General features: G+C 38.3%; 24 protein-coding genes and 1 pseudogene. 6 read left to right on the top strand and 19 right to left on the bottom strand.

The genetic code is table 11. The features are described 5' to 3' along the window. Window positions 1–2: 2 nt before the first annotated feature. Window positions 3–752 carry an SDR family NAD(P)-dependent oxidoreductase gene (locus tag ACFIM6_RS00770; protein ID WP_375611299.1) on the top strand — a complete coding sequence of 250 codons (750 nt, stop codon included), beginning with the start codon at window positions 3–5 and terminating at the stop codon, window positions 750–752. A gap of 70 nt (window positions 753–822) precedes the next feature. Here the strand turns inward: ACFIM6_RS00770 and pssA are convergent, their stop codons facing one another. The 5 genes from pssA to cysS all read right to left on the bottom strand — a co-directional run bounded on the left by pssA (window position 823) and on the right by cysS (window position 6,716). Further along, window positions 823–1,662, bottom strand: a complete 840-nt coding sequence (gene pssA, locus ACFIM6_RS00765; RefSeq protein WP_375611225.1) for a CDP-diacylglycerol--serine O-phosphatidyltransferase — start codon at window positions 1,660–1,662, stop codon at window positions 823–825. Between the two features lie 8 nt (window positions 1,663–1,670). Then, window positions 1,671–2,369 carry a phosphatidylserine decarboxylase gene (locus ACFIM6_RS00760; RefSeq protein WP_375611224.1) on the bottom strand — a complete coding sequence of 233 codons (699 nt, stop codon included), beginning with the start codon at window positions 2,367–2,369 and terminating at the stop codon, window positions 1,671–1,673. Window positions 2,370–2,486: 117 nt separating this feature from the next. After that, window positions 2,487–4,370 carry an ABCB family ABC transporter ATP-binding protein/permease gene (locus tag ACFIM6_RS00755; RefSeq protein WP_375611223.1) on the bottom strand — a complete coding sequence of 628 codons (1,884 nt, stop codon included), beginning with the start codon at window positions 4,368–4,370 and terminating at the stop codon, window positions 2,487–2,489. Between the two features lie 115 nt (window positions 4,371–4,485). Next, the gene (locus tag ACFIM6_RS00750) at window positions 4,486–5,157 is read right to left on the bottom strand and encodes a DUF421 domain-containing protein (RefSeq protein ID WP_375611298.1); all 672 of its coding nucleotides are present in this window, start codon (window positions 5,155–5,157) and stop codon (window positions 4,486–4,488) included. Window positions 5,158–5,207: 50 nt separating this feature from the next. Further along, window positions 5,208–6,716 (bottom strand): cysteine--tRNA ligase, encoded by a 1,509-nt coding sequence (gene cysS / locus ACFIM6_RS00745; protein WP_375611222.1) that lies wholly within the window; start codon window positions 6,714–6,716, stop codon window positions 5,208–5,210. Window positions 6,717–7,217: 501 nt separating this feature from the next. Between cysS and ACFIM6_RS00740 the strand changes: the two genes are divergently transcribed. Continuing rightward, a complete protein-coding gene (locus tag ACFIM6_RS00740; protein WP_375611221.1) occupies window positions 7,218–7,586 on the top strand; it encodes a TIGR02301 family protein in 369 nt (122 codons plus the stop codon). Window positions 7,587–8,005: 419 nt separating this feature from the next. On the opposite strand, the gene ACFIM6_RS00735 is transcribed toward ACFIM6_RS00740, so the two are convergent. Continuing rightward, a complete protein-coding gene (locus ACFIM6_RS00735; RefSeq protein WP_375611220.1) occupies window positions 8,006–9,334 on the bottom strand; it encodes a dihydroorotase in 1,329 nt (442 codons plus the stop codon). A 64-nt stretch (window positions 9,335–9,398) separates the two neighbouring features. On the opposite strand from ACFIM6_RS00735, the gene ACFIM6_RS00730 reads away from it, so the two are divergent. From ACFIM6_RS00730 to ACFIM6_RS00720, 3 genes and pseudogenes are all read left to right on the top strand, one after another. Next, window positions 9,399–10,271 carry a YgfZ/GcvT domain-containing protein gene (locus tag ACFIM6_RS00730; RefSeq protein ID WP_375611219.1) on the top strand — a complete coding sequence of 291 codons (873 nt, stop codon included), beginning with the start codon at window positions 9,399–9,401 and terminating at the stop codon, window positions 10,269–10,271. Then, a complete protein-coding gene (locus ACFIM6_RS00725; protein WP_375610152.1) occupies window positions 10,264–10,881 on the top strand; it encodes a YfbR-like 5'-deoxynucleotidase in 618 nt (205 codons plus the stop codon). The genes ACFIM6_RS00730 and ACFIM6_RS00725 overlap by 8 nt, the downstream gene beginning before the upstream one ends. A gap of 351 nt (window positions 10,882–11,232) precedes the next feature. Further along, window positions 11,233–11,374, top strand: a pseudogene (locus ACFIM6_RS00720) (integrase); the annotation flags it as partial. Between the two features lie 99 nt (window positions 11,375–11,473). Here the strand turns inward: ACFIM6_RS00720 and panB are convergent. The 11 genes from panB to rpoZ form a co-directional block, all read right to left on the bottom strand. Beyond that, window positions 11,474–12,289: a 3-methyl-2-oxobutanoate hydroxymethyltransferase gene (gene panB, locus ACFIM6_RS00715; protein ID WP_375611218.1), complete on the bottom strand. Its 816-nt coding sequence runs from the start codon at window positions 12,287–12,289 to the stop codon at window positions 11,474–11,476. Next, a complete protein-coding gene (gene panC, locus ACFIM6_RS00710; RefSeq protein WP_375611217.1) occupies window positions 12,286–13,146 on the bottom strand; it encodes a pantoate--beta-alanine ligase in 861 nt (286 codons plus the stop codon). Before panC ends, panB begins: the two co-directional genes overlap by 4 nt. 23 nt (window positions 13,147–13,169) lie before the next feature. Then, window positions 13,170–13,916 (bottom strand): DNA repair protein RecO, encoded by a 747-nt coding sequence (gene recO / locus ACFIM6_RS00705; protein ID WP_375611216.1) that lies wholly within the window; start codon window positions 13,914–13,916, stop codon window positions 13,170–13,172. Window positions 13,917–13,922: 6 nt separating this feature from the next. Further along, the gene (gene era / locus ACFIM6_RS00700; protein WP_375611215.1) at window positions 13,923–14,846 is read right to left on the bottom strand and encodes a GTPase Era; all 924 of its coding nucleotides are present in this window, start codon (window positions 14,844–14,846) and stop codon (window positions 13,923–13,925) included. Next, window positions 14,839–15,546, bottom strand: a complete 708-nt coding sequence (gene rnc / locus ACFIM6_RS00695) for a ribonuclease III (protein WP_375611214.1) — start codon at window positions 15,544–15,546, stop codon at window positions 14,839–14,841. The genes era and rnc overlap by 8 nt, the downstream gene beginning before the upstream one ends. Further along, window positions 15,527–16,339 carry a signal peptidase I gene (lepB, locus tag ACFIM6_RS00690; RefSeq protein ID WP_375611213.1) on the bottom strand — a complete coding sequence of 271 codons (813 nt, stop codon included), beginning with the start codon at window positions 16,337–16,339 and terminating at the stop codon, window positions 15,527–15,529. Before lepB ends, rnc begins: the two co-directional genes overlap by 20 nt. Window positions 16,340–16,418: 79 nt before the next feature. Further along, window positions 16,419–16,820 carry a holo-ACP synthase gene (gene acpS, locus ACFIM6_RS00685; RefSeq protein WP_375611212.1) on the bottom strand — a complete coding sequence of 134 codons (402 nt, stop codon included), beginning with the start codon at window positions 16,818–16,820 and terminating at the stop codon, window positions 16,419–16,421. A gap of 26 nt (window positions 16,821–16,846) precedes the next feature. After that, entirely contained in the window at window positions 16,847–17,455 is a 609-nt protein-coding gene (locus ACFIM6_RS00680) for a DUF2062 domain-containing protein (RefSeq protein WP_375610146.1), read from the bottom strand. Between the two features lie 93 nt (window positions 17,456–17,548). Further along, window positions 17,549–18,127: an orotate phosphoribosyltransferase gene (gene pyrE, locus ACFIM6_RS00675; protein WP_375611297.1), complete on the bottom strand. Its 579-nt coding sequence runs from the start codon at window positions 18,125–18,127 to the stop codon at window positions 17,549–17,551. A gap of 16 nt (window positions 18,128–18,143) precedes the next feature. Further along, a complete protein-coding gene (locus ACFIM6_RS00670) occupies window positions 18,144–20,369 on the bottom strand; it encodes a RelA/SpoT family protein (protein WP_375611211.1) in 2,226 nt (741 codons plus the stop codon). Between the two features lie 128 nt (window positions 20,370–20,497). Further along, window positions 20,498–20,896, bottom strand: a complete 399-nt coding sequence (gene rpoZ / locus ACFIM6_RS00665) for a DNA-directed RNA polymerase subunit omega (RefSeq protein ID WP_273791104.1) — start codon at window positions 20,894–20,896, stop codon at window positions 20,498–20,500. A 570-nt stretch (window positions 20,897–21,466) separates the two neighbouring features. Between rpoZ and ACFIM6_RS00660 the strand changes: the two genes are divergently transcribed. Continuing rightward, window positions 21,467–22,135 (top strand): uracil-DNA glycosylase, encoded by a 669-nt coding sequence (locus tag ACFIM6_RS00660; protein WP_375611296.1) that lies wholly within the window; start codon window positions 21,467–21,469, stop codon window positions 22,133–22,135. Between the two features lie 54 nt (window positions 22,136–22,189). Here ACFIM6_RS00660 and smpB read toward each other — a convergent pair whose 3' ends face one another. Next, a complete protein-coding gene (gene smpB, locus ACFIM6_RS00655; RefSeq protein ID WP_012231306.1) occupies window positions 22,190–22,666 on the bottom strand; it encodes an SsrA-binding protein SmpB in 477 nt (158 codons plus the stop codon). A gap of 18 nt (window positions 22,667–22,684) precedes the next feature. Then, a complete protein-coding gene (gene dapA / locus ACFIM6_RS00650; protein WP_375611210.1) occupies window positions 22,685–23,569 on the bottom strand; it encodes a 4-hydroxy-tetrahydrodipicolinate synthase in 885 nt (294 codons plus the stop codon). Window positions 23,570–23,612: the final 43 nt, after the last annotated feature.

Below are 23,612 nucleotides of genomic sequence, written 5' to 3'. Positions count from 1 at the left end.
TGATGACAAAACGTGACTTTAGTCTCCATGGGCGTGTTGCACTTGTTACTGGCGCATCAAGAGGGATTGGCTATCATTTGGCACTCGAGCTTGCTGCACGCGGCGCTCATATTATTGCTCTTGCACGAACAGTCAGTGGACTTACTGAATTAGATAATCAAATCCGAGAAAAAGGGGCTCATACAACCCTTGTTCCCCTTGACTTGCATCATATGGAAAACATCGATACCCTTGCTATCTCAATTGCCAAACGCTGGAAAAAACTTGATATTATCGTTGCAAACGCAGGAATTCTTGGAACACTCTCACCAATAGCGCATATAGAAAACACGGTATTTGAAGATGTTTTTCAAATAAATCTTTTCAGCCAATGGCGCTTAATGAAAGCCGTTGAGCCTTTATTACGTGAATCTGATGCTGGACGAGCCATCCTGTTATCCTCAAGCGTTGCGCATGCTGCGCGCCCTTTCTGGGGAGCTTATGCAGCCTCTAAAGCGGCTTTAGAGGTGATTGCCCGCTGTTGGGCAGAAGAACTCAAACAAACCCCTATTAAGATTAATTGTGTCAACCCTGGTGCCACACGCACTGCCATGCGCGCTGAAGCTATGCCCGGTGAAGATCCACAAACTCTCCCTTCACCACAAGAGGTTGCAAAAAAGATAGTCCATTTGTTATCACCTGATTTAAAGGAAACTGGAAAACTCTTTAATGTCCATAAAAATCGGTTTGTAGATTATCATGTACCTGATTGATCATCATATGAGAAGTAAATCGTTTGACTCTCTCTTTTTCCTGTGATTTTCGACAGAAGAATGAAGCACTTTATAATTCTTGGATAGCTTTAGCATCAGCCTTTTTCTCTTCTAAAGTAGCACGTTTATTATAAGCGATAAAACTACACGGGAGAAAAATCATATAGCTAACAGCTGTAATCAATAAAGTTTCCCATGTGTAAGTCGCAAGAAAACCGACATAAATAACAATGACCAACATGCACGGTATAACGATATCGCGCCTTAAATTTTGATCAATTGTTTTTGCATTCCATACCGGTAAACGACTAATCAAAAGAAAAGCAATAATTACAGTATAAAGACTAAAAAATAATGCCCACCCCCAATTGGGGACCAAACCAAGAGTGCCTAAATAGGTAGGCAATAAAAGTAATAATGCTCCTGCTGGTGCTGGAACACCAACAAAATAACTTCTCTGCCACTTAGGTATATTGGGGTTATCTAACATCACATTAAAACGTGCTAATCGCAAACAACAAGCAACACAATAAACAAGGGCAGCAACCCACCCAATATGATTCGCTTGATTCAAGATAAAAGAATAAACAATGAGTGCAGGGGTAACACCAAAATTTATAACATCAGCAAGAGAATCCATCTGTGCCCCAAAAGATGAACTACCATCTATTAAACGGGCAATGCGACCATCAGCACCATCTAAAACTGCAGCCAAAAGCACCATTAAAATAGCAGCTTCATAACGATGTTCAAAAGCCAAACGAATGCTGCTCATCCCTGCACAAATTGCTAAAATAGTAATGATATTAGGAATAACATACCGCATTGATGTAGGTGAACGCCGCCGATTTGCAACATCATCATGCTGCCCCTCAGGATTGAATGAAGAAAATGGCGAAAAATTTTTCATTGTGAGTCCTAATCGTATCTGAAGCCCGTTGTGGCACTCTTATCATCAAAAGAACCCAAAACTGTTTCTCCAGCAATTGCTGTCTGTCCAACTGCAACACGCAATTTCATTTCAGTTGGTATATAAACATCAAGGCGAGAACCAAAACGAATCAATCCAAATCGCTCACCAGTCATAACGGCATCGTTTTCTTTTGACCAGCAAACAATCCGGCGTGCAACCATTCCCGCTATTTGTACGACACCAATTTTACCATGTTTGCTATCAATTACCACCCCATTACGCTCATTAAACTGACTAGCCTTATCAAAGTCAGCATTGGTAAATCGACCTGGATGATAAACGATAGACTCTACTGTACCACTGATAGGAATACGATTAATATGGCATGAAAAAACATCCATAAAAATGGAAATACGAATCATTTCATCTTTCCCTAATCCTAATTCTTCAGGTGGAACACATGATTCCACAAATGAAATACGCCCATCTGCAGGCGACATAACCCAATTTGAATTCAAAGGGATCACACGATCTGGATCACGGAAAAAGTATACACACCACACCGTGAGAACGAGACCAAACCAAAACAACGGACTCCATATCCAACCAAGAATGAGCGAAATAACAAAAAACGCTACAATAAAAGGATAACCTTCTTTATGAACCGGTACAAAGCTATTATGGAAAGATTGCAGAATACTCATATAATTTCCTATTCATCGTAAACTTAAACAAGCAACAAAGCTTTTTGTTCCTCTTGTGTCTTTTTATGTATTTAATCAATCACTCCATATAAAGATATAGATTACATTTTGCTCTATTTATTTTTTACGATTAACAACACTCGTCTCATCTTCTTCACGCATTTTACGTAATTTTTCTTCCGCTTGCGATGCTTCAAGCTGCTTATTCCACATTGAAGCATAAAGACCTTTCTTGCGTAAAAGCTCTGTATGCGTCCCATTTTCAATAATACGACCACTTTTAAGAACTAAAATTTCATCCGCATTGATAACAGTAGAAAGACGGTGCGCAATAATCAATGTTGTACGTCCACGGCTTACAATATCCAATGCTTGTTGAATTTCCTGTTCCGTCGCCGTATCAAGAGCCGCCGTTGCTTCATCTAGAATAAGAAGTGGAGGAGCTTTTAAAAGTGTCCGTGCAATAGCCACGCGTTGTTTTTCACCACCTGATAATTTGAGACCTCGCTCTCCTACCACAGACTGAAAACCTTCCGGTAAAATTTCAATAAATTTTGATATTTGTGCCATTTCAGCAGCTTTGCGCATCTCTTCATCTGTAGCACTTGGACGCCCATAGCAAATATTATAGGCAATTGTATCATTAAATAACACCGTATCTTGTGGGACCATGCCAATCGCTTCACGCAAACTTTTTTGTGTTACATCACGAATATCCTGCCCATCAATTGTGATAGATCCTGCATCAACATCATAAAACCGAAAAAGCAACCGAGAAATAGTAGATTTACCGGCACCCGATGGACCGACAATAGCGACTGTTTTTCCTCCAGGAACTTCAAAATCAATATCTCTGAGAATCTGACGTCTCGAATCATAGGAAAACTTTACCTGATGAAAACAAATGGTCCCATCGCTTATCTCTAACGGTTTAGCATCCGATTTATCAACGATCTCTTTCTGAACATCTAAAAGATCAAACATTGCTTCAATATCCGTTAAACCTTGTCGAATATCACGATACATTGAACCAATAAAATTTAGTGGAATGGAAAGTTGCATTAAAAGCGCATTAATAAAAACAAAATCTCCTAAAGTTTGTGTCTTATAAAAAACTTCATAAGCTGACATCAGCATCATGATCGTCATTCCAATACCAAAGATAAGAGTCTGACCAAAATTAAGCCAGCTTAAAGATGTCCAAATCTTTGTTGCGGCTTTTTCATAACCTACCATAGAAGCATCAAATCGATCGGCTTCTAGAGTTTCATTACCAAAATATTTGACCGTTTCAAAATTCAAAAGAGAATCAACAGCGCGAGTATTCGCCTCAGTATCCGCTGTATTCATTTTTTGTCGAATGCGAATACGCCAATCACTCGCCTTAATGGTAAACAAAATATATAATCCAACCGTTACAACAACAATGAGAAGATAATGCCACCCATAACTTATATAAAATACCAGTGCCGTTAATATAAATTCTAAAACTGTTGGTACTGTACTAAGAATTGAAAATCTTACGATCGCTTCGATTCCTTTTGTTCCACGCTCAATCACACGAGAAAGCCCACCTGTTCGGCGTTCCAAATGAAATCGCAAAGATAACTCATGCATATGTACAAAGGTTTTATAAGCTAATTGACGAACAGCGTATTGACCAACAGTGGCAAACAGGGAATCGCGTAATTGATTTAATCCAGCCTGCATAATACGCGCGACATTGTATGCCAAAACAAGCATGATGGGAATAATCCAACTGGATGGGAACCATTCAGGTAGCTGAAAGCTTGAATCAAGCACATTCGTAGAATATTTAAATAAATACGGTACAGATATGAGAACGAGCTTAGCCAAAACAAGATAAAATATTGCCCATAGCACACGCATTTTTAGATCACGCCGCCCTACCGGCCACATATAGGGCCATAAATTGTAAAGTGTGTGCAGAGTCTTCCCTGTATCTGATGATACAGTTTTTGTCATTTCATTGCGTTTCATAAAGTCCTTACTTCTCTATCATCCGCACAAACAGGCAAAATACCCTCTGTGGTTATTTATAGATTCATCTCTTCATTATGGCTTCCAATAAGCTATACCTACCCGTTTTTTGAAGTTAGACTGTTTTTGAAAAAGGAACAAGAAATAATCCACTATACAATTTATTATTTTGATCTGTATTTTCATACCACTCTGCTGCAAATAAATTTTCAACTTTTACATGTTTTTTTTTCAATTCTGCCTGAAGCCATTTTTTTGTTTTACCAATCTCTTTCAGCCCCTTATCAAGAATTTCACCATTTTGTATTAAAATGATAGACTTCTTTCCTTCTTCCTTTTTAATAACGGAACAATCGCCATTGGTTTCTAAACGAACGAAAGCAGCTTCATGTAAACTACAGCCTTTAATGCGCAACATTGTAATCAGATCATTCACACTGATACCTAATTTTTTAATCTTATCCACTTGAAATACTCCATCTAAAACCAATGCAATATGTCGTCCTGCAATAAGACGACGAAAAAAAACTGAATAGCGCATCAGAAAATTAAGAGATGTGACTAAAGTCTGCCAAATAAATAAGACAATCAACAATTGAATACTGCTAACATCCGGACTATAAATAACGCCTCCAATAATACTTCCCATGACAAAATTACTTACCAAATCAACTGGCGTCATTTGACTAAGACTACCACGACCTGTGGTTCTTAAAATCAAGAGGAAAGCGATAAGTCCTACAACTAGTTTTAGTGCAACATACCCATAATGATATAAAAATTCCATCATATTCTCCTTTTTTATGGAGCTGCTGGAATAGAGACATTAGTGTCGCTTTAGTGTCGCTTTATTTCCCACACAGTTATGCGCTCACCACTCTGCGGATCCTTACTGTCTTTTAAAAGAACCCCCTTGGCTGCAAGCTCATCACGAATTGTATCCGCAGCTTCCCACTCTTTATTATGGATAAGTCTTAGTCTTTCGGCAATGCGCTGATCAATAAATTTTGTATCAAGGAAAGTTTTTCTCGTAAATAATGGGCAATCTATTTCTTTAATCCATTCTTGTCTTAACAGTCCTAATAAATTCATCCCATTCAGAAGAGCCAAAGCATTTCCTTCTTTATAAAATTTTCGCAAAAGAGTCAGTGCTTTTGGAGTATTAAGATCATCACTAAGTGCATCTATCAAAGTATCATCAATTGCTTCATTGTTTTTCATCTCACTCTTTTTGCTGCGAAGCCATTCATACCAACGATACAGTTCGCTGCTCGATTGTATTAAACGCTGTGCTGTCCAATTTAATGGTTCACGATAATGCGTTTGCAACATCGAAAAACGCGCAGACAAACCAGCCCAATTTTGCTTCATTTCATCGGTTAAAATACCATTAAACTCCCCCAAATTATTCTCTAAAACAGAACGAATAGTTATGAAATTGCCAAAGCTTTTCGACATCTTTTTGCCTTCAACTTGTAAAAAACCATTATGCATCCAAAAATTAGCCATTCGCTCCGTCCCAAAAGCTGAACAACTTTGTGCAATCTCATTTTCATGATGAGGAAAAATTAAATCAATTCCACCACCATGGATATCAAAAACATTGGCGGTCGGATCATCACAGGTTAAACCACCGCCATAGGGCGCTAATAACTTTGCCATTGACATTGCAGAACATTCAATATGCCAACCTGGACGACCTAAAACAGGAATTCCGCCCGGTGATTTCCAACCTGGTTCTCCTTCCACAGAAGGCTTCCACAAAACAAAATCCATCTCTTCCCTTTTATAAGCAGCAACATCGATACGCGCCCCCGCCCTCATTTCATCTAAAGAACGATTTGCAAATGCCCCATAATGGGGAGGATTTTTTATGCTACTTACAGAAAATAATATATGATTTTCCGCTTCATAAGCGTGCCCCTTTTCAAGCAACCTTTCAATTAAAGAGCGCATCTCCTCTAAATGCTCAGTGGCGCGTGGCTGACTGGTTGGCAACAGACAACCAAGTGCTATGGTATCTTGCTGAAACTGAGAATATGTACGTTCTGTTAAGTGACGAATAGCCTCATTCAATGATACGTTTGGATATTCGCTAGCTGCTCGTGCATTAATTTTATCATCGACATCTGTAATATTACGTGCATATAGAACATGCTCATTGCCATAAACATGACGCAATAAGCGAAATAAAATATCAAAAACAATAACAGGACGTGCATTTCCTATATGCGCATAATCATAAATTGTCGGTCCACAAACATAAAGACGTACTCTTGTCGCATCTATTGGTGTAAATTTTTCTTTTTTACGTGTTAGCGTATTATAAAATCGCAACTCTTTCATTTATTGACTCCATGGACGATATTATGCACCGATCCTTTTAGATGTATCTTATCTCAAATCATTGTATTACGCGGTTTAAGCTAAAAACTTGTATCTTTTATAGTAAATTCTTCTTACCATTTTCCCATTGTATTTACGGCTGTATTCATCGTTTATCATAAAAACAATCTATTTTATTTGATTGGACAAAAGCGTTCTATCATTAGAGATGCTTTCTCTCCTTAAAGAAAATGAGCTTAGAAAAAAATCTATAGGCAATACAATATAAATCTATGTGAAAAATAGATAGTTTGCAGAAAGAAAATCTTAAATTTTTAACCACACAAAGCTTCGTCAGTATTTTCAATATTCCACAATGGGTTCCTTACTGCCTCTTACGCCCTATATTTTATAATCAATAATTGAGAATAATGTAGCAATTAACTTTATTTTTTTACACCGTTCTCATGACAAAATTATTTTATCTTTACAGAGTTTTATTCAAAGAAAGCAATAAAAATAATGCGGTATAGATTGATAAACATCATTATTTTAATATTTCTTGTCATTTCAATGCCAGCCTTTGCACAACAATCTCCACCTTATGAAAAAAAATTACTCCGACTAGCAGAAATTTTGGGATCATTGCATTCTCTCCAAAATCTTTGCGAGCCTCCAACAAACCAATGGTATGACTATATGAATGCACTGATTGAAGCAGAACGCCCCATTCCACAAAGACGTGCTTATTTTTATGAAGCGTTTAATGAAGCGTATCGTGCTTTCTCAGAAAATTATCATCATTGTACACAAGCAGCCATTGAAGCCAACCAAAGATACATTGAGGAAGGAAGAATTTTATCTGAAAACCTCCTCATGCATTATAAATAATTAATCTATACAAAAAGTAGCTCTCTCAATCTTAGCGATATCAATGATACTCCTTTCACAAATGCGGGGAGCAATAAACCAGCTCTGAAAATAGAGAGACGTTTAAAGAATAATGTCTCGATACGCTTTTATTCGTATGAGCGCCTTTTTCCCCATACAAAATCGCTCTTTGGCTTCCTCCCCACACCTCAAAGGACGAAGATTTTTAACTAAATTTGCTCTGTAAACAATCTAGGTTCTTGTTGAACAAGGTTCCTCTTGGCTTCTAACGCATGTAATTTGCTGCATAGTTTCTACAAACAAGCCTAAGAATATTTACCACGCATTAAAAAAACACTTATGTATCAAAGAGGCTGACATACCCTATATCACCACTCTAAAGGATGGTATTTTACGGCATACTTATAATTTTAATCTGTTTACACCAAAGTTTCCATAAATTTAACAGGCTCTCCTTGTGAAGGTGTGACAATTTCACCTTCCCACATAACGCGCATACCACGGATAATAGTCCCAACAGGCCAACCTTTAACTTTTTGACCATCATAAGGTGTCCAACCGGCGCGAGAACCAATTAAGCTATTCGTAATAATTTCCTCTCGCTTAAGATCAACAATGGTTAAATCAGCATCAAACCCAACAGCAATGCGCCCTTTACAACTTATACCAAAAATACGACTAGGGCCATGTGAAGTGAGATCAACAAAACGTTCAAGAGATATTTTTCCTGCATTCACATGTGTCAACATAATTGCTGCTGTTGTTTGCACACCTGTCATACCTGAAGGTGAAGAGGGATAAGGTTGAAGTTTTTCTTCAAGAGTATGAGGCGCATGATCTGAACCTAAGACATCAATAATTCCTTGTTGAACACCGTACCAAAGAGCGTCACGGTGGCGCAATTCACGAATAGGCGGATTCATCTGAATTAATGTACCAAACTTCTTATAATCATCAGCCGTGAGCGTCAAATGATGTTGTGTCACTTCAATTGTTGCAACATCCTTATGTTTTTTTAGAAAATCAATTTCTTCTTCTGTCGAAAGATGTAACACATGAATCCGAGCCTTCGTCTCATGAGCAATTTTTACCAAACGCTGCGTACATTTTAATGCCGCAACTTCATCACGCCAAATCGGATGTGACGATGCATCCCCTTCAATACGCAATATTTTACGCTCTTTGAGCCTCGCCTCATCTTCAGAATGAAAAGCCGCACGACGGCGTGTATTCTTCAAAATAAGGCGTACACTTTCATCATCATCAACCAAAAGATCACCGGTAGAGGACCCCATAAAGACTTTAATTCCAGCCGCACCAGGAAGTCTTTCTAATTCAGATAGTTCATGAGCATTTTCACGCGTTCCTCCAACCCAAAATGCAAAATCACAATGCATTCGATGAAATGCGCGTTTAACCTTATCGCTTAATGTTTCTTCTGATGTTGTCAATGGATTGGTGTTAGGCATTTCAAAAACTGCCGTAACACCCCCTAACACAGCAGAATACGAGCCACTTTCCAAATCCTCTTTATATTCATTTCCTGGCTCACGAAAATGCACTTGGCTATCAATAATTCCTGGTAAAATATGAAGCCCCGTACAATCAATGACCTCACTAGCCGATGCACATGTAAGGTCGCCTATTTCAGCAATACGAGCATTTGTAATACCAATATCACGCTTGCTTCTTCCATCATGATTCACAAGTGTTGCACCTTTAAAAATTGTATCAAATGTTTTAAACATAACCACGCTCCTTACATATTGCTCACTTATCGATTATGTAACTTTGAGCAGAAAGGCAAGAACCATGATTAAAAAACAAAATGCCATTTGCTTAAAAAACCGCGGGCTTATTCAAATTACAGGCGAAGAAGCAACAGATTTTCTACAATCCCTGATCACGACAGATGTAAAAAAAATCAGTCCACAGGAACTTTTCCCTGGAGCCCTTTTATCCCCACAAGGAAAGGTTCTTGCTGATTTTCTTATCGGAAAAAAAGAAGATGGTTACCTGATTGATATCAGGATGCCTTTAGCTGATACGCTCCATAAGCGTCTTTTGCTCTATAAACTGCGCAAAAAAGTAGAAATTACACAACCATTTCAAGAGCTTGTTACAGTTTTTTTGAATAATGAATCAGATGCTTTAAATTTTGATTCAAGTTTTGTTGATAAACGCTTCCCACAACAAGAAAAAATAATACGAATCTATGGCAAAAAACCTTTTTTGACTTCAGAATATCATGACACATGGAATCAATTGCGTATCCGTTATGCAATTGCGGAAAGTGATCAAGATTATGAAATTGGCAAAGTCTTTCCTCATGATATTAATTACGATCAAATCAATGGACTTGCATTCAATAAAGGATGTTATATTGGACAAGAAATTGTTTCACGAATGCACCACCGCCGTGCAGCACGTCGCCGTATTTTTATTGTAAAAGGCCAGTGTAAATTAATCCCTCAATCTAGCATTGAAGCAGGAACAAAAGTGCTTGGCTACTTGGGAACATGTGTAGAAAATGAGGCTCTTGCTTTAATGCGTATTGACCACGTCAAAGATGCTATGGATCATAACATCCCCTTTACTGTAAAAAACATTCCTGTCACTATAAGCATTGCTGAAAATATGAATTTTACCTTTCCTGAAAATACTATAGAAAACACTCATGGCTAAAGCTGAATTATTAAAAAATGGAGAAGCCCGCGCTTGGCAAAGAATGCTCTCTGGAAGGCGACTTGATCTTCTCAACCCTTCTCCTTTTGATGTTGAAATTGAAGATATTGCCCATGGACTTGCTCGCGTAGCACGTTGGAACGGTCAAACACGAGGAGAGCATGCCTATTCTGTTGCACAACATTCACTTTTGGTTGAACAAATATTTCAAAAACTTTTTCCACAATCGGGAAGCAACGAATGTCTTTATGCCCTTCTTCATGATGCTCCAGAATATGTCATCGGCGATATGATTTCCCCTTTTAAAGCTGTTATAGGAAAACAATATGAACGCGTTGAAAAGCGCATCCAAGATGCTATCCACATGCGCTTTTCTCTTCCCGTTGATCTTTCTCAAAAACTTTTAAAAAAAATTAAACAAGCCGACCGTATCGCTGCCTATTATGAAGCGATTACGCTTGCTGGATTTAATACAGAAGAAGCCCTTCACTATTTTGGCTCTCCCAATAATATTTTACCCGATGATCTGAATTTATCCCCCTATTCTACCCAACACATTGAAAACGCATTTTTAACGCGCTTTAATGACTTGGATGTCCAAAGATTATAGCCCCTTCGCATTGTTGATTCCTTGTCATTACAGAATCATCACACTGACTTATAATAATAATTCATTGTTTTTTCATTTTGAATGAGAGCTCCTAATATCGTAAGCTTCACTCATTTCAAATCTGTTTATATTGAATCAATCAAAATCATTCTCTTGCACACCACAAGCGGGTCTGGCGTGTGAGTAAAATTTTTTAAAGAAAGAGTTAAAATGCTTCTTATGAACCATCTCAAGTGCTAAGCGCTGTCGCAGCATTGAAAATTGGCAAAGTGTGTGATGATGCCGGCTTGCTCTCTTATGAAGCGTAAAGACGGGAGTACTCTATAAATTTTATAAACTTCATAAGGGACTTACCACTATACTATTAACGAACGCCGTCGCGAAATAGGTTGGGTACCTTAAGAAAGCTTTCTTTAAAAAAGCACGTGAATTAGCGACCCAATGGCGTTCTGTTTTGCATGAGAGGCGTGACTTCATTAAAGAAATGGAAAAAATCACAGTTCAAATTGCATACAAAATATATTAAATAATGCACATTCATTATCAAAATAACAAATGTTCTCTTGTCAAACCTTTCATCTTAAACTGAAGTTTATTTTAGTTTATAAACTTCATTATCCGCTGGGAAAGCGCGAGATGTGACATCCTCTGCATAATTCTTTATTGCAGTTTCCATCGCTTGTTCAAGGTCTCCATAACGGCGTACAAATTTTGGCACATGAGAACCATAGCCCAACATATCTTCCATAACCAATACTTGCCCATCACATTGATTGGACGCCCCTATACCGATCGTAGGGATAGAAAGCTTATCTGTCAGTTTCACCGCTAAAGGTTCGACCATTGCTTCTAAAACAACAGCAAAAGCACCTGCCTCTTCAATCGCTGCTCCATCTGCTTCAATTCTTTGCCAATCATTCTCCTTGCGTCCTTGTGTTTTAAAACCACCAAAACGATTCATTGCTTGGGGTGTAAGACCGATATGCCCCATCACTGGAATGCCACGTTTACACAAAAAATCTATTGTTTGGGCTATATAAACACCCCCTTCAAGCTTAACTGCACCACACCCCGTTTGTGCAAGAATGCGCGATGCATTTAAAAAAGCTTGCTCTGGACTTTCCTCATAAGAACCAAAAGGCATATCAATAACAACAAGAGCTTTTTGAGATCCACGCACCACGGCTTTCCCGTGTGAAATCATCATATCTAAATTAACAGGAAGCGTTGTCTCAAACCCATACACAACCATCCCAACGCTATCACCAACCAAAAGGATATCGCAATATGGATCAGCAATCCGCGCAGTATAAGCTTGATAAGCTGTTAAAGAAACAATTGGCTGTTGTCCCTTTCTTGCACGTATTTCGGAAGATGTTATACGCTTTACGGTTTTATGTACACTCATTTTCCACTCTTCTCTTGCAATATATATTGATCAATCAGCCTTACCTCACCAAAGCGGACAGTAAGGAGTAAAACCGCCGGTTTATTCAATGTTCCTTTAACCACGCATAAAGTTTCCATATCCCGTAAATCTATCGCTTCAATGATTGCACGCGTTTCTTGTTGTAAAATATCACGAACAGTTTTGCATAATTTATCAACCGACCGTTCACCTTCATGATAAAGCTTTTCAGCAGCTTTTCCACTTTCAGGAATAATTTTGGCAGCTTTACGATCTTCTAATGTTAAAAGCTGATTGCGTGAAGAACACGCTACACCATCTGACTCCCGTAGAATAGGAACTCCAACGATTTCAATAGGAAAAGCCAAATCTTCAACCATACGCCGAATAATTAAAATTTGTTGAAAATCCTTTTCCCCAAAAAAAGCCTTATCTGGTTGGACAATGTTAAAAAGTTTAGCAACAACGCTTGTTACACCACAAAAATGCCCTGGACGTAATTTTCCCATCAAAATACGTGATAATTTTTTCACTTGCACAATTGTATCATTTCCTAGTGGCCACATTTCATCGACAGAAGGAGCAAAAACACATTCAACACCTGCTTCTTTTAACAAAGCACAATCGCCCTTCAAATCTCTTGGATATTGAGAAAAATCTTCATGAGGTCCAAATTGCTTTGGATTGACAAAAATAGAAACCACTACGCGATCACACATTGCTCTTGCATACTGTACTAATGCAAGATGACCATCATGCAATGCCCCCATTGTTGGAACAAAACCAATCGAAAAACCTAAACGTCGTTCCTCTGAAGTATATTGGCGAACTTCAGCAATTGTCTTTAAAATTCTCATTTTCCCATTCAATTATCATCAGATCAACAAATTAATGCCTGTACACCAAATTGGCGCTCAAACAATTGTATCAAATTCATGCGCACTGACGGCTGCTTTATATCTCGTGGCTCCCAGACATGACGCATAAGAAAAAAACCCGTCAGTATAAAACCATTTATTATATCACTAAAATCAGCAGGACGAGTCGTTCTTTGTACAAGAAACTGTGGTAGAATGAGAAGCTTTTTTTTCCAAGGTTCTCCTGCTTCTTCACAGACAGCCCGACCAGATTTTGGTGATACGTAATGAAGCCTTTCCTGACGACCTGTTGCAGCACAACAAGATAAATCAAGACCAAAACCAAGTTCTTCAAGAAGCCGCATTTCAAAACGTACAAGCAATTCTGCATTTACAAATGGTTCATCAAAATTCTGCATAAAAAGGTGTAAAATATCATATAAAATGGGGTGCGGATCACGTTCGGGAAGAAGCCGTAAATGAAAAGCTATCAATTGCAAAGCATAAAGTGCTTCTGGTAGACAGATTAATCGTGCCGCATGTAAATCAAGAGCTTCAAGCCGAAAAAGTCCCAAATGTTCGTCTAAACGAGCCCACCATTCAGCCTCCACAAAATTTCCAGGTTGAAGAAGAGCTGCCATGCGACGCGAGCGCCCCCCTTTTACCACTCCCATATAACGACCATGTTCACGTGTCATAATCTCAAGAATAACACTTGTTTCACCATATTGGCGTGTACCAAGTATAACGGCTTGTTCTTTCCACTTCATTTTACTTTAATTATTTTTAAAAATCTTATTAAAAAAATCCAATCCCATTTCACGATAACGTTCTGGATCGGTATCCCAATTATCGCGCACTTTCACAAAGAGAAAAAGATGCACCTTTTGATCCATAATTTCCATGAGTTCTTTACGTGCTGCTTGACCAATCGCTTTAATTGTATCGCCTTTTGCTCCTAAGACAATTTTTTTCTGACTCTCACGCTCGACATAAATAACTTGATTAATTTTAACGGAACCATCTGAACGCTCTTCCCAGTTTTCTGTTTCAACCGTTGAGGAATAAGGAAGTTCATCATGAAGACGAAGAAAAAGTTTTTCACGCGTAATTTCAGCAGCAAGATGACGCATAGGCATATCAGAAATTTGATCTTCCGGATAATACCATGGCCCTTCCTGCATCATGTTACTCAACGCATGAAGTAAATCCTTGCAACCAGAACCGTTTAGAGCAGAAATCATAAATGTTTGCGCAAACTTTACACGTTCATTTATTTTAGTGGTTAACGCTAGAAGAGATGATTTAACAACTGTATCAACCTTATTAAGAACAAGAACTTTTTCTTGTTTCATATTGTTTACAATATCTAACATCATATCAACTTCATCCGAAAGACCACTTTGAGCGTCAATTAAAACAAGTAGAACATCAGCGCTCTTAGCCCCTCCCCAAGCAGCAGAGACCATGGCTCGTTCTAAGCGCTTATGGGGACGAAAAACACCCGGTGTATCGACCAACACAATTTGCACATCATCATGAATGACAATACCGCGGATTAAAGTTCGTGTTGTTTGTACCTTATGTGTTACAATTGAAACCTTTGTTCCAACCAATTGATTAACCAATGTCGATTTACCGGCATTAGGCATCCCAATAAGCACAACAAACCCAGAACGCGTTTTCATAACGTCACTCATAATCATTTTTTCCTACTGTTTTCCATACACCCTCTCGTCGCAAAATTTTTTCAGCTGCCATTCTTTCAGCATATCTTTTGGAGCTTCCCTGCCCAATCTCTGAAGCAAACCCAGAAATACTGACCTCTACCATAAAAACAGGATCGTGATCTGGACCTGAACGTTTTATAACCTGATAATGTGGTTGTGCATTGCCTTGGATATGCGCCCATTCCTGTAATTCTGTCTTGGCATCACGTCGACCAGCATCCATTTTCTTTGCCCGACTTTGCCAATATTTTTGAATAAAAGGGCGAACGCTTTCCAATCCTCCATCGAGATATATTACTGCAATCAAAGCTTCCACGACATCTGCATGCATGTTGATAAGTCGACGTCCCTCAAAATTTTTCATCTCAAAACCAACACGGATCATATCAGGAAGTCTCATTTCACGCGCAATATCAGCACATGTCTGTGCATTGACCAGATGATTTAAACGGACTGATAATTCACCTTCACTTGCCTGAGGAAAAAGTTGATACAGCATCTCTGCAATCAAAAGCCCTAAAACCCGATCCCCTAGAAACTCTAGTCGTTCATAATTCCCCTGTTCCGAATCTTGTACACTCGAGTGTGTTAATGCCTTCTTTAACCTCTCTTCATCTTTAAAACGATGCCCCGTCAGCTTGAAAAGCTGATCAATCATGAGACGTTTCATCGTTGTTTCCTTGCTTGATAAGCGGCAAATCATGAACCGTATTTATGAAAGAAAACAAACGTTTCCAACGCACATCAAATGGCCAGCGCCAAATCTGCCAAGCACTTGAACCATTACTGATAGAAAAGAAAATCACGCTCGCGCGACCAATAAGATTTTCTTCTGGAACATAGCCTACATCTAAACGACTATCATCTGAATTGTCGCGGTTATCTCCCATCATAAAGTAATGTCCTTGAGGAACTTCAAAGACTTCTGTATCATCAACTTTCGGGATGAAAGCTAAATCAAGTGTATCATAACTGACACCGTTAGGCATTGTCTCGCGATAAACCTCAACAGGATAGTTAACCTCTGTTATATCAGAATTATCAATCTCCCCCATAAAGTGACGTGAAACAGCCTCATCATTAATATAAAGGACACTTTGACGGACTTGTATACGATCACCTGGTAGCCCAACAACGCGTTTTATATAATCAATCTTCGGATTACTTGGTAAGCGAAAAACGACCACATCTCCACGTTGAGGTTGAGATGCCCAAATCCGTCCAGAAAAAAGAGGAGGAGAAAAGGGGATGGAAAAACGAGAATACCCATATGCATACTTAGAAACAAACAGATAATCTCCCACCAACAAAGTAGGACGCATTGAACCGGAAGGAATACTAAACGGCTGGAAAAAAAGTGTCCGAATAAACGCTGCTAAAAGCAAAGCCTGTATTAAAACAGAAATAAATTCACGAAGCCCACCTTTTTTTTCTTTTTTATGCACTTTATCTTTTTGGATCATCACCAACTGCCTTCTCATCACAGATATAATTTTTTTCATCATAATATTCAAATAACAAAAGCACAATCTCTCATGCCATCTATCCACGTGGAAGTGCTTCGATAATAATAAATGCCTGTGCCCAAGGAAAATCATCTGTTATACTAAGATGAATAACTGCATCATGATGAGGAGGTAATAACTTTTGAAGTTGTATTTGCGCACGATTTGTTAATTGCATTATTGGTTTACCAGACGGCAAATTAACTACCTCCATGTCTTTCCAATTGATACCACAAGCGATTCCCGTTCCTAAGGCTTTAGCACATGCTTCTTTAGCAGCAAATCTTTTTGCATAAGAAGAGGAGCTTTTTTTGAGATTTTCAGATCTATTTCTTTCAATATCCGTAAAAATACGTTCAATAAAACGCTCACCATAACGAACCAACATTTTCTCAATACGTCGTATATCAACCAGATCATTTCCAAGACCAATAATCATAAGATATTACCCGATCTTTCTTAAATTTATTTCTGTTTTAATACAGGCGATGAGCGCTTCTTTAAACGCCTTTTTTTTATAATCTTTTGATATCGCTTTTGTTTAAAACGAACCGTTGCTCTGTAAACACCTATATAAGATAAACCACCAAAAACAATACCTAAAAGAGTTCCCCCTAAAATCATAGGACTCATAATTGTGTCCCATGCGCCTTTAAAGAGGAGAGAGAGATTTGACAATGTCAAACCATTAAATAGAGCACGAATTTGCGAAAGAGAAATCTCTTTGACATCGCTAAAAAGTGATAAACAAAAATACCCTACTTTATAATCAGCCATGACAATCAATAAAAATGTGAGTGGATTAGAAAAAATTGTCCCAATGATTGCGGCAGCAAAGTTTGCACGCAAAAGCCAAGAAAAAAATATTGCCAAAATAATATGCAGCCCAAAGAAAGGGGAACAAGCTAAAAAAACGCCAACAGCAACCCCTAATGCTACTTCATGCGGTGTTGCTGATATACGCAAAATACGTTTATGTATGTAGCAAAATGAGCGAGAAAATGAACGACGTGGCCATAACCAAAGTCGAATACGCGTTACAAAATCTATTGGTTCTCGACGACGAAAAAGCATATGACTCTCAATATACATCTTTTGATGATGAAATAATCTATATCATCCAAATTAATCTTTTTAAGCTTTTGCACAAAAAAAATATAACGACAATTAAATATTTCGACTGCCTGGTTTAATCGCGGGAAGAACAGAAAGCTCTGCAGGAAGTGCATCACTAGCATAAGAGGTTATCTCGTATTCAGCAAGCGCAATCAATGGAACTCCAACATTGACCTTACCACCAGAACGATCAAGGATACATGCACTAGCCAATACCTCTGCTCCTGCTGCAACAAGCGCTTCAACAGTCTCACGAATGGAAAGACCCGTTGTTACAATATCTTCAACAATAACAACCCGTGCACTCTTCTTGATTTCAAAACGACGCAATTCAAAGATGCCATTTACACGCTCTACCCAAAGAGAAGGAACACCAAGGTGACGTGAAGTTTCATAGGAAGGAATAAGACCGCCAATTGCGGGACCAACAACATAGTCAATTTTTCCCTCGATAGATTTTTTGATTTTTTCAGCCAATCCACGACATAACTTTTCCGTCAAGTCAGCATGCATGAATACTTTCGCTTTTTGCATATAAGTCGCACTATGGCGCCCCGATGTTAAAATAAAATGCCCTTCTAGAATAGCATCTGCTTGTTTAAAAATATCAATGACATCTTGTGTCTTCATTGCAAAATCTTTCTTTTTATCCATGAACCCGCCGTACTGTACTTACTGAACCTGCCTTTTTTAACTGAGAAAAAATACGATTCAAATGTTTTAAATCCCACACTTCCAAATCAATCATAATTTCTGTAAAATCTGGTGCTGTACGGATAAAAGATAAATTTTGGATATTGGCATCGTTAGCAGAAATTATTTGTGTAATTTCAGCCAGAGAACCAGGACTATTTACAACTAAAATATTCATCCGTGCAGGAAAACGTTCATTCATTTGGGCATCAATATCCCAGCGGACATCAATCCATCGTTCTGGCTGATCATCATATGCCATCAAAGCTGAAGACTGTATTGGATAAATAACAATCCCAGCTCCTGGCTGCATAATACCAACAATCCGATCTCCAGGTACTGCTCCTTCCGGTGAAAAACGTACGGGTATATCTCCACGGGTTCCTCTAATAGGCAAGGCTTTAGATTGATGATTCTCGACCATTGCATTCTTTTCATTTTCTGGAACTTTAAAAATCATACCTTGAGCATTTTCAATATTAAACCAACCTTCTTCCCCAGGCTTAAAAGATGACTTTTGTACCACACGGTGATCTTGATAATCAGGATAAACCGCTTTAATCACATCAGCGGAAAACAGCTCTCCACGCCCAACAGCAGCCAATACATCCTCTACATCTTTACGTGCTAAACGTGGCAAAACTTTCTTCAAAAGGTCTTTTGAAAATTGCTTTCCCATATATTCAAATGAACGCTCGAGAATACGATATCCTAAACCCGAATATTGTTTACGTACCGCTGCACGACTTGCTCGTCGAATAGCTGAACGTGCTTTACCCGTGACAACAAGAAATTCCCATGCTGCTGGCGGAATTTGAGCGTGTGAGCGAATAATATCAACCTCATCACCATTTTTTAATTTGGTCATTAAAGGCATAATACGACCATTGATTTTTACACCAACACAAGAATCACCGATGTCTGTATGGACGGCATAAGCAAAATCAATAGGCGTAGCTCCTTTAGGAAAAGCAATTAATCGACCTTTCGGCGTAAAACAAAAAACTTGGTCTTGAAAAAGCTCAAGTTTTGTATGTTCTAAAAACTCTTCTGGATTATCTCCATCAGACAAAGATTGTATCGTTTGACGCAACCATGCATAGGCATTCGTTTCACTTGATAACTTCACAGTCGAATAATTGGAACCGTGCTCTTTATATATGGAATGAGCAGCAACCCCATATTCAGCAACTTCATCCATAGCAGCCGTTCTAATTTGCAACTCAACACGTTGTCTTGAAGGACCAACAATTGTTGTATGAATAGAACGATAATCATTTTGCTTTGGTATAGAGATATAATCTTTAAAACGACCAGGAACCATTGGCCATGTCGTATGAATGACACCAAGAGCACGATAACAATCATTCACGGACTCAACAATCACACGAAATCCAAAAATATCCGATAATTGTTCAAAAGATAATGCTTTACTTTCCATTTTGCGAAAAACTGAATAAGATTTTTTCTGACGGCTTTTAACATCTGCTTTAATGCCATTTTCCAAAAAAAGTTTTGTCAATTCATTTTCAATTGTGGAAAGCAAATCACGGTTGTGTTTCAATAATTCAGAAAGTCGATTGGTAATCGTACGATAACCTTCTGGATTTAAATAAAAGAAAGAGAGATCCTCTAATTCCTCACGCATATCCTGCATACCCATACGACCTGCAAGTGGCGCATAGATATCCATCGTCTCCTCAGCAATTCGCCGACGTTTATCATCACGCATAACACCAAGGGTACGCATATTATGAAGACGATCAGCAAGTTTGACTAAAAGAACACGAACATCATCAGAAATAGCAATAAGAAGTTTACGAAGATTTTCTGCTTGTACGGCTTTCTTTGATACAAGATCAAGCTTATTAAGCTTTGTAAGCCCTTCAACCAACTTCCCAATTTCAGAACCAAAAAGCTGATCAATTTCTGCTCGTGTAGCGCTTGTATCTTCAATTGTATCATGCAAAAGAGCAACAGCAATCGTTGCCTCGTCCAACCGCATATCTGTCAAAATAGCAGCAACTTCTAAAGGATGAGAAAAATAAAGATCACCTGACGCACGCTTTTGATGTGCATGCTTTTTCATTGCATAATCATAGGCCCTGTTTAAAAGAGCCTCATCTACGTCAGACTTGTAACGTTGAACACGTCCAACAAGCTCACACTGACGCATCATACGAGCATATCCTTTATCTTTTCACACCTCTAATCTTTATTGAACATGTCCTATCAATAAAAGACAAGAAAAATAATTGCTCCTTACATGACAAGGTATCTTTACTCCTGTAACATAAATTGCTGCAATTAATAATCGTCACTTTTTTCTGGAACAACCAAACCTTCAATACCCGCTAAAAGCTCTTCTTCTGACATATGATCAAATGAAGTACCTTCTTCTTGCGACGACGTATTAAAAACACTTTCAGCTTCACCTGAATGGGTAATAAATTCACTTGCCATTTCTGGCTCATCTACTTCCACATGCTTTTGCAACGAATGAATAAGGTCTTCCTTTAAATCAGCAGGCGACAATGTTTCTTCTGCTATTTCACGCAAAGCAACAACTGGATTTTTATCATTATCACGATCAACCGTAATCTGCGCTCCTTGTGAAATCTGACGCGCCCGATGACCTGCTAAAAGTACCAATTCAAAGCGGTTGTCAACTTTATCAATACAATCTTCTACCGTTACGCGGGCCATTTATGCCTCTTTCTCAAATAAAAAATTTAATAGCGGATAGAGGAGTATATACAATAATCAAAATAAAACACAAGAAAAACAACACAAACTTTTATATTTTTTGATTAAAGAACTTATTTAAAAAAATTCTTGGAAAATTTATAAAAATGTATAACCTATTCATGCTTGTTATCAAAATTTCTTTTAAAAGCATTCCAATAGATTGACTTCAAACAAAGGGAGGTCTTTCTTGACAAAATACTTGTCTGGAGTCCTTATCCTTTTAAAAGGAATACCTGCTGTTTAAACCCTTTGCAATAACAGCAGCCTTATACATACTTTTTATGATAATATCTTTATCTAAAGAGATAAACTTTTTTCTTTGAACATCATGTGTATCGCACTCTTATTCATCGAATAAATTACTGAAAGATGATCTCTCTTTACACAATAATGAGCAATAAGTTTATATTAAACTTTCTTCTAAAAAAGTTTATTTATATTCATTATAGATTGTTTATCAAAACATAACCCGTCATATACGCTATATAAAGACTCAAAAAAATAGAAAAACGATTGATGCCTAACACCATGAATAGCCAATTAACATCACTTTGCCCAGAACCACCCCAAAATTGCAATTTATGTCCTAGGCTTCATCAATTTATCGCTGGCTGGCGTGTAAAAGAACCAAGTTGGTATAACGCACCGGTGCACCCATTCTTTCCTTATAAAGGGCCAGATACAACACGCCTTCTTATTGTTGGGCTTGCTCCTGGATTACGCGGAGCAAATCGAACTGGACGTCCATTTACTGGTGATTATGCTGGGCACTTACTTTATTCAACTTTAAAAAAGTTTGGTTTTGCCCAAGGAACCTTTGAAGAAAGAGCAGACGATACTCTTGAACTTATTGATGCAGCAATTGTTAACTCTGTTCGTTGTGTTCCACCAGAAAATAAACCCACCGGTGCAGAAATTAACACGTGCCGCTATTTCTTCTCACCTCTTTTAACAAATCTTCCGAAACTTAAAGCCGTTATTACCTTAGGCACCATTGCGCACCATTCAACGATACGTGCCCTTAATGCAAAAGTTTTATCTCACCCTTTTGGACACGGTGAAATCAATAATATCGGCAGATTACGCATCTTTTCGAGCTATCACTGTTCTCGTTATAATACAAATACTGGGCGCTTGACAGACGCCATGTTTCACCAAATCTTTCAAGCAGCAAAAACATACTTAGATCAATGCTAAAACTGTTTTAAAAAGTGCTATAAATTTCGATAAAGAATATCGAAATTGCATCCATCATCCATATCTTTTTAAAAGTCTTGCTTTTTCACGTCCCCAATCACGTTTTTTTTCCGTTTCGCGCTTATCATGAAGCTTTTTCCCCCGCGCTAGAGCGATCTCCAACTTAACGCGCCCTCGTTCATTAAAATAAAGTTTGAGAGGAACAAGTGTCATTCCTTCACGAGACGTTGCATTAAAAAAACGTGCCATCTCACGTTTTGAAAGTAATAATTTGCGCAAACGTCGTGGTTCATGATTAAAACGATTAGCCTGCGTATATTCAGGAATATAGCTGTTTACTAACCATAATTCCCCATTCTCAAAACTCGCATAGCTTTCAGCAATATTGGCATGATTAGAACGTAAGGACTTCACTTCCGCTCCCTGAAGGACAAGACCAGCCTCGAGATTATTAAGGATTTCAAAATTAAAACGTGCTTTACGATTGTCAGCAATTATTTTCCGTACGGGCGCGTTCTTTTTTTTATTCATGGCTTTGTCAATATCATTTTATGCTTTTAAAAGACCAGCATGACTGAGGGCTGCATCAATAATCTTCTTTGTTCTTTCTGTTAATGGAACAATAGGAGAACGCACAGTATCACCACAAAATCCTAATTTTGCAGCAGCATATTTAATACCTGCTGGACTAGGTTCAATAAACAGAGCACGATTAAGAGGCATCAAGCGATCATTTAATTCTCGTGCTGTTTTATAATCACCACGAAAACAAGCGGCTTGAAGCTCTGCACAAAGCTTTGGAGCAACATTAGAAGAAACTGAAATACACCCCATACCTCCATGTGCATTAAAACCTAACGCCGTACAATCATCACCGGAAAGCTGCACAAAATCTTTTCCACACTTTTCACCTTGTTCACTAACGCGCTCAATTCTGCTCGTTGCATCCTTAACACCAATGATATTGTTAAAATCTTGATAAAGGTCTTTCATCGTTTCTACAGCCATATCGATAATAGAACGACCAGGAATATTATAAATTATAATCGGAATAGAAACAGCTTTGGCAATGGAAGAAAAATGCTTGTATAAACCAGATTGATTTGGTCTATTATAATAGGGAGTGACAACCAAAACTGCATCTGCACCAGCTTTTTGCGCGTATTGTGCAAGCTCTACAGCCTCGCTTGTGCTATTTGATCCCGCTCCAGCAACAACAGGAACACGCTTTGCAACCTGCTCAACACACAATTCTATAATCCGCTTATGTTCTTCATGACTTAACGTTGCTGATTCACCTGTTGTCCCAACAGGGCTTACACCGTTAATCCCTTGTGTGATCTGCCATTCAACAAAATCACAAAACGCCTTCTCATCAATCGCGCCCTTGTTATCAAACGGTGTGATAAGCGCAGTTATAGCTCCCTTGAGCATGATAAACTCCCTATAATGTTTGCTTTTATTTTTTTATAATCGC

This window comes from Bartonella sp. AA9NXGY, assembly GCF_042196845.1.
Classification (GTDB): Bacteria; Pseudomonadota; Alphaproteobacteria; order Rhizobiales; family Rhizobiaceae; genus Bartonella.
The sequence above is the reverse complement of the archived record's forward strand: the minus strand, read 5'-3'. Positions and strand labels throughout refer to the sequence as shown.

Coding starts and splice junctions, on each gene's coding strand:
- ACFIM6_RS00770 (WP_375611299.1), top strand. CDS start 3: ATGACAAAACGTGACTTTAGTCTCCATGGGCGTGTTGCACTTGTTACT.
- pssA (WP_375611225.1), bottom strand. CDS start 1,662: ATGAAAAATTTTTCGCCATTTTCTTCATTCAATCCTGAGGGGCAGCAT.
- ACFIM6_RS00760 (WP_375611224.1), bottom strand. CDS start 2,369: ATGAGTATTCTGCAATCTTTCCATAATAGCTTTGTACCGGTTCATAAA.
- ACFIM6_RS00755 (WP_375611223.1), bottom strand. CDS start 4,370: ATGAAACGCAATGAAATGACAAAAACTGTATCATCAGATACAGGGAAG.
- ACFIM6_RS00750 (WP_375611298.1), bottom strand. CDS start 5,157: ATGGAATTTTTATATCATTATGGGTATGTTGCACTAAAACTAGTTGTA.
- cysS (WP_375611222.1), bottom strand. CDS start 6,716: ATGAAAGAGTTGCGATTTTATAATACGCTAACACGTAAAAAAGAAAAA.
- ACFIM6_RS00740 (WP_375611221.1), top strand. CDS start 7,218: ATGCGGTATAGATTGATAAACATCATTATTTTAATATTTCTTGTCATT.
- ACFIM6_RS00735 (WP_375611220.1), bottom strand. CDS start 9,334: ATGTTTAAAACATTTGATACAATTTTTAAAGGTGCAACACTTGTGAAT.
- ACFIM6_RS00730 (WP_375611219.1), top strand. CDS start 9,399: ATGATTAAAAAACAAAATGCCATTTGCTTAAAAAACCGCGGGCTTATT.
- ACFIM6_RS00725 (WP_375610152.1), top strand. CDS start 10,264: ATGGCTAAAGCTGAATTATTAAAAAATGGAGAAGCCCGCGCTTGGCAA.
- panB (WP_375611218.1), bottom strand. CDS start 12,289: ATGAGTGTACATAAAACCGTAAAGCGTATAACATCTTCCGAAATACGT.
- panC (WP_375611217.1), bottom strand. CDS start 13,146: ATGAGAATTTTAAAGACAATTGCTGAAGTTCGCCAATATACTTCAGAG.
- recO (WP_375611216.1), bottom strand. CDS start 13,916: ATGAAGTGGAAAGAACAAGCCGTTATACTTGGTACACGCCAATATGGT.
- era (WP_375611215.1), bottom strand. CDS start 14,846: ATGAGTGACGTTATGAAAACGCGTTCTGGGTTTGTTGTGCTTATTGGG.
- rnc (WP_375611214.1), bottom strand. CDS start 15,546: ATGAAACGTCTCATGATTGATCAGCTTTTCAAGCTGACGGGGCATCGT.
- lepB (WP_375611213.1), bottom strand. CDS start 16,339: ATGATCCAAAAAGATAAAGTGCATAAAAAAGAAAAAAAAGGTGGGCTT.
- acpS (WP_375611212.1), bottom strand. CDS start 16,820: ATGATTATTGGTCTTGGAAATGATCTGGTTGATATACGACGTATTGAG.
- ACFIM6_RS00680 (WP_375610146.1), bottom strand. CDS start 17,455: ATGCTTTTTCGTCGTCGAGAACCAATAGATTTTGTAACGCGTATTCGA.
- pyrE (WP_375611297.1), bottom strand. CDS start 18,127: ATGAAGACACAAGATGTCATTGATATTTTTAAACAAGCAGATGCTATT.
- ACFIM6_RS00670 (WP_375611211.1), bottom strand. CDS start 20,369: ATGATGCGTCAGTGTGAGCTTGTTGGACGTGTTCAACGTTACAAGTCT.
- rpoZ (WP_273791104.1), bottom strand. CDS start 20,896: ATGGCCCGCGTAACGGTAGAAGATTGTATTGATAAAGTTGACAACCGC.
- ACFIM6_RS00660 (WP_375611296.1), top strand. CDS start 21,467: ATGAATAGCCAATTAACATCACTTTGCCCAGAACCACCCCAAAATTGC.
- smpB (WP_012231306.1), bottom strand. CDS start 22,666: ATGAATAAAAAAAAGAACGCGCCCGTACGGAAAATAATTGCTGACAAT.
- dapA (WP_375611210.1), bottom strand. CDS start 23,569: ATGCTCAAGGGAGCTATAACTGCGCTTATCACACCGTTTGATAACAAG.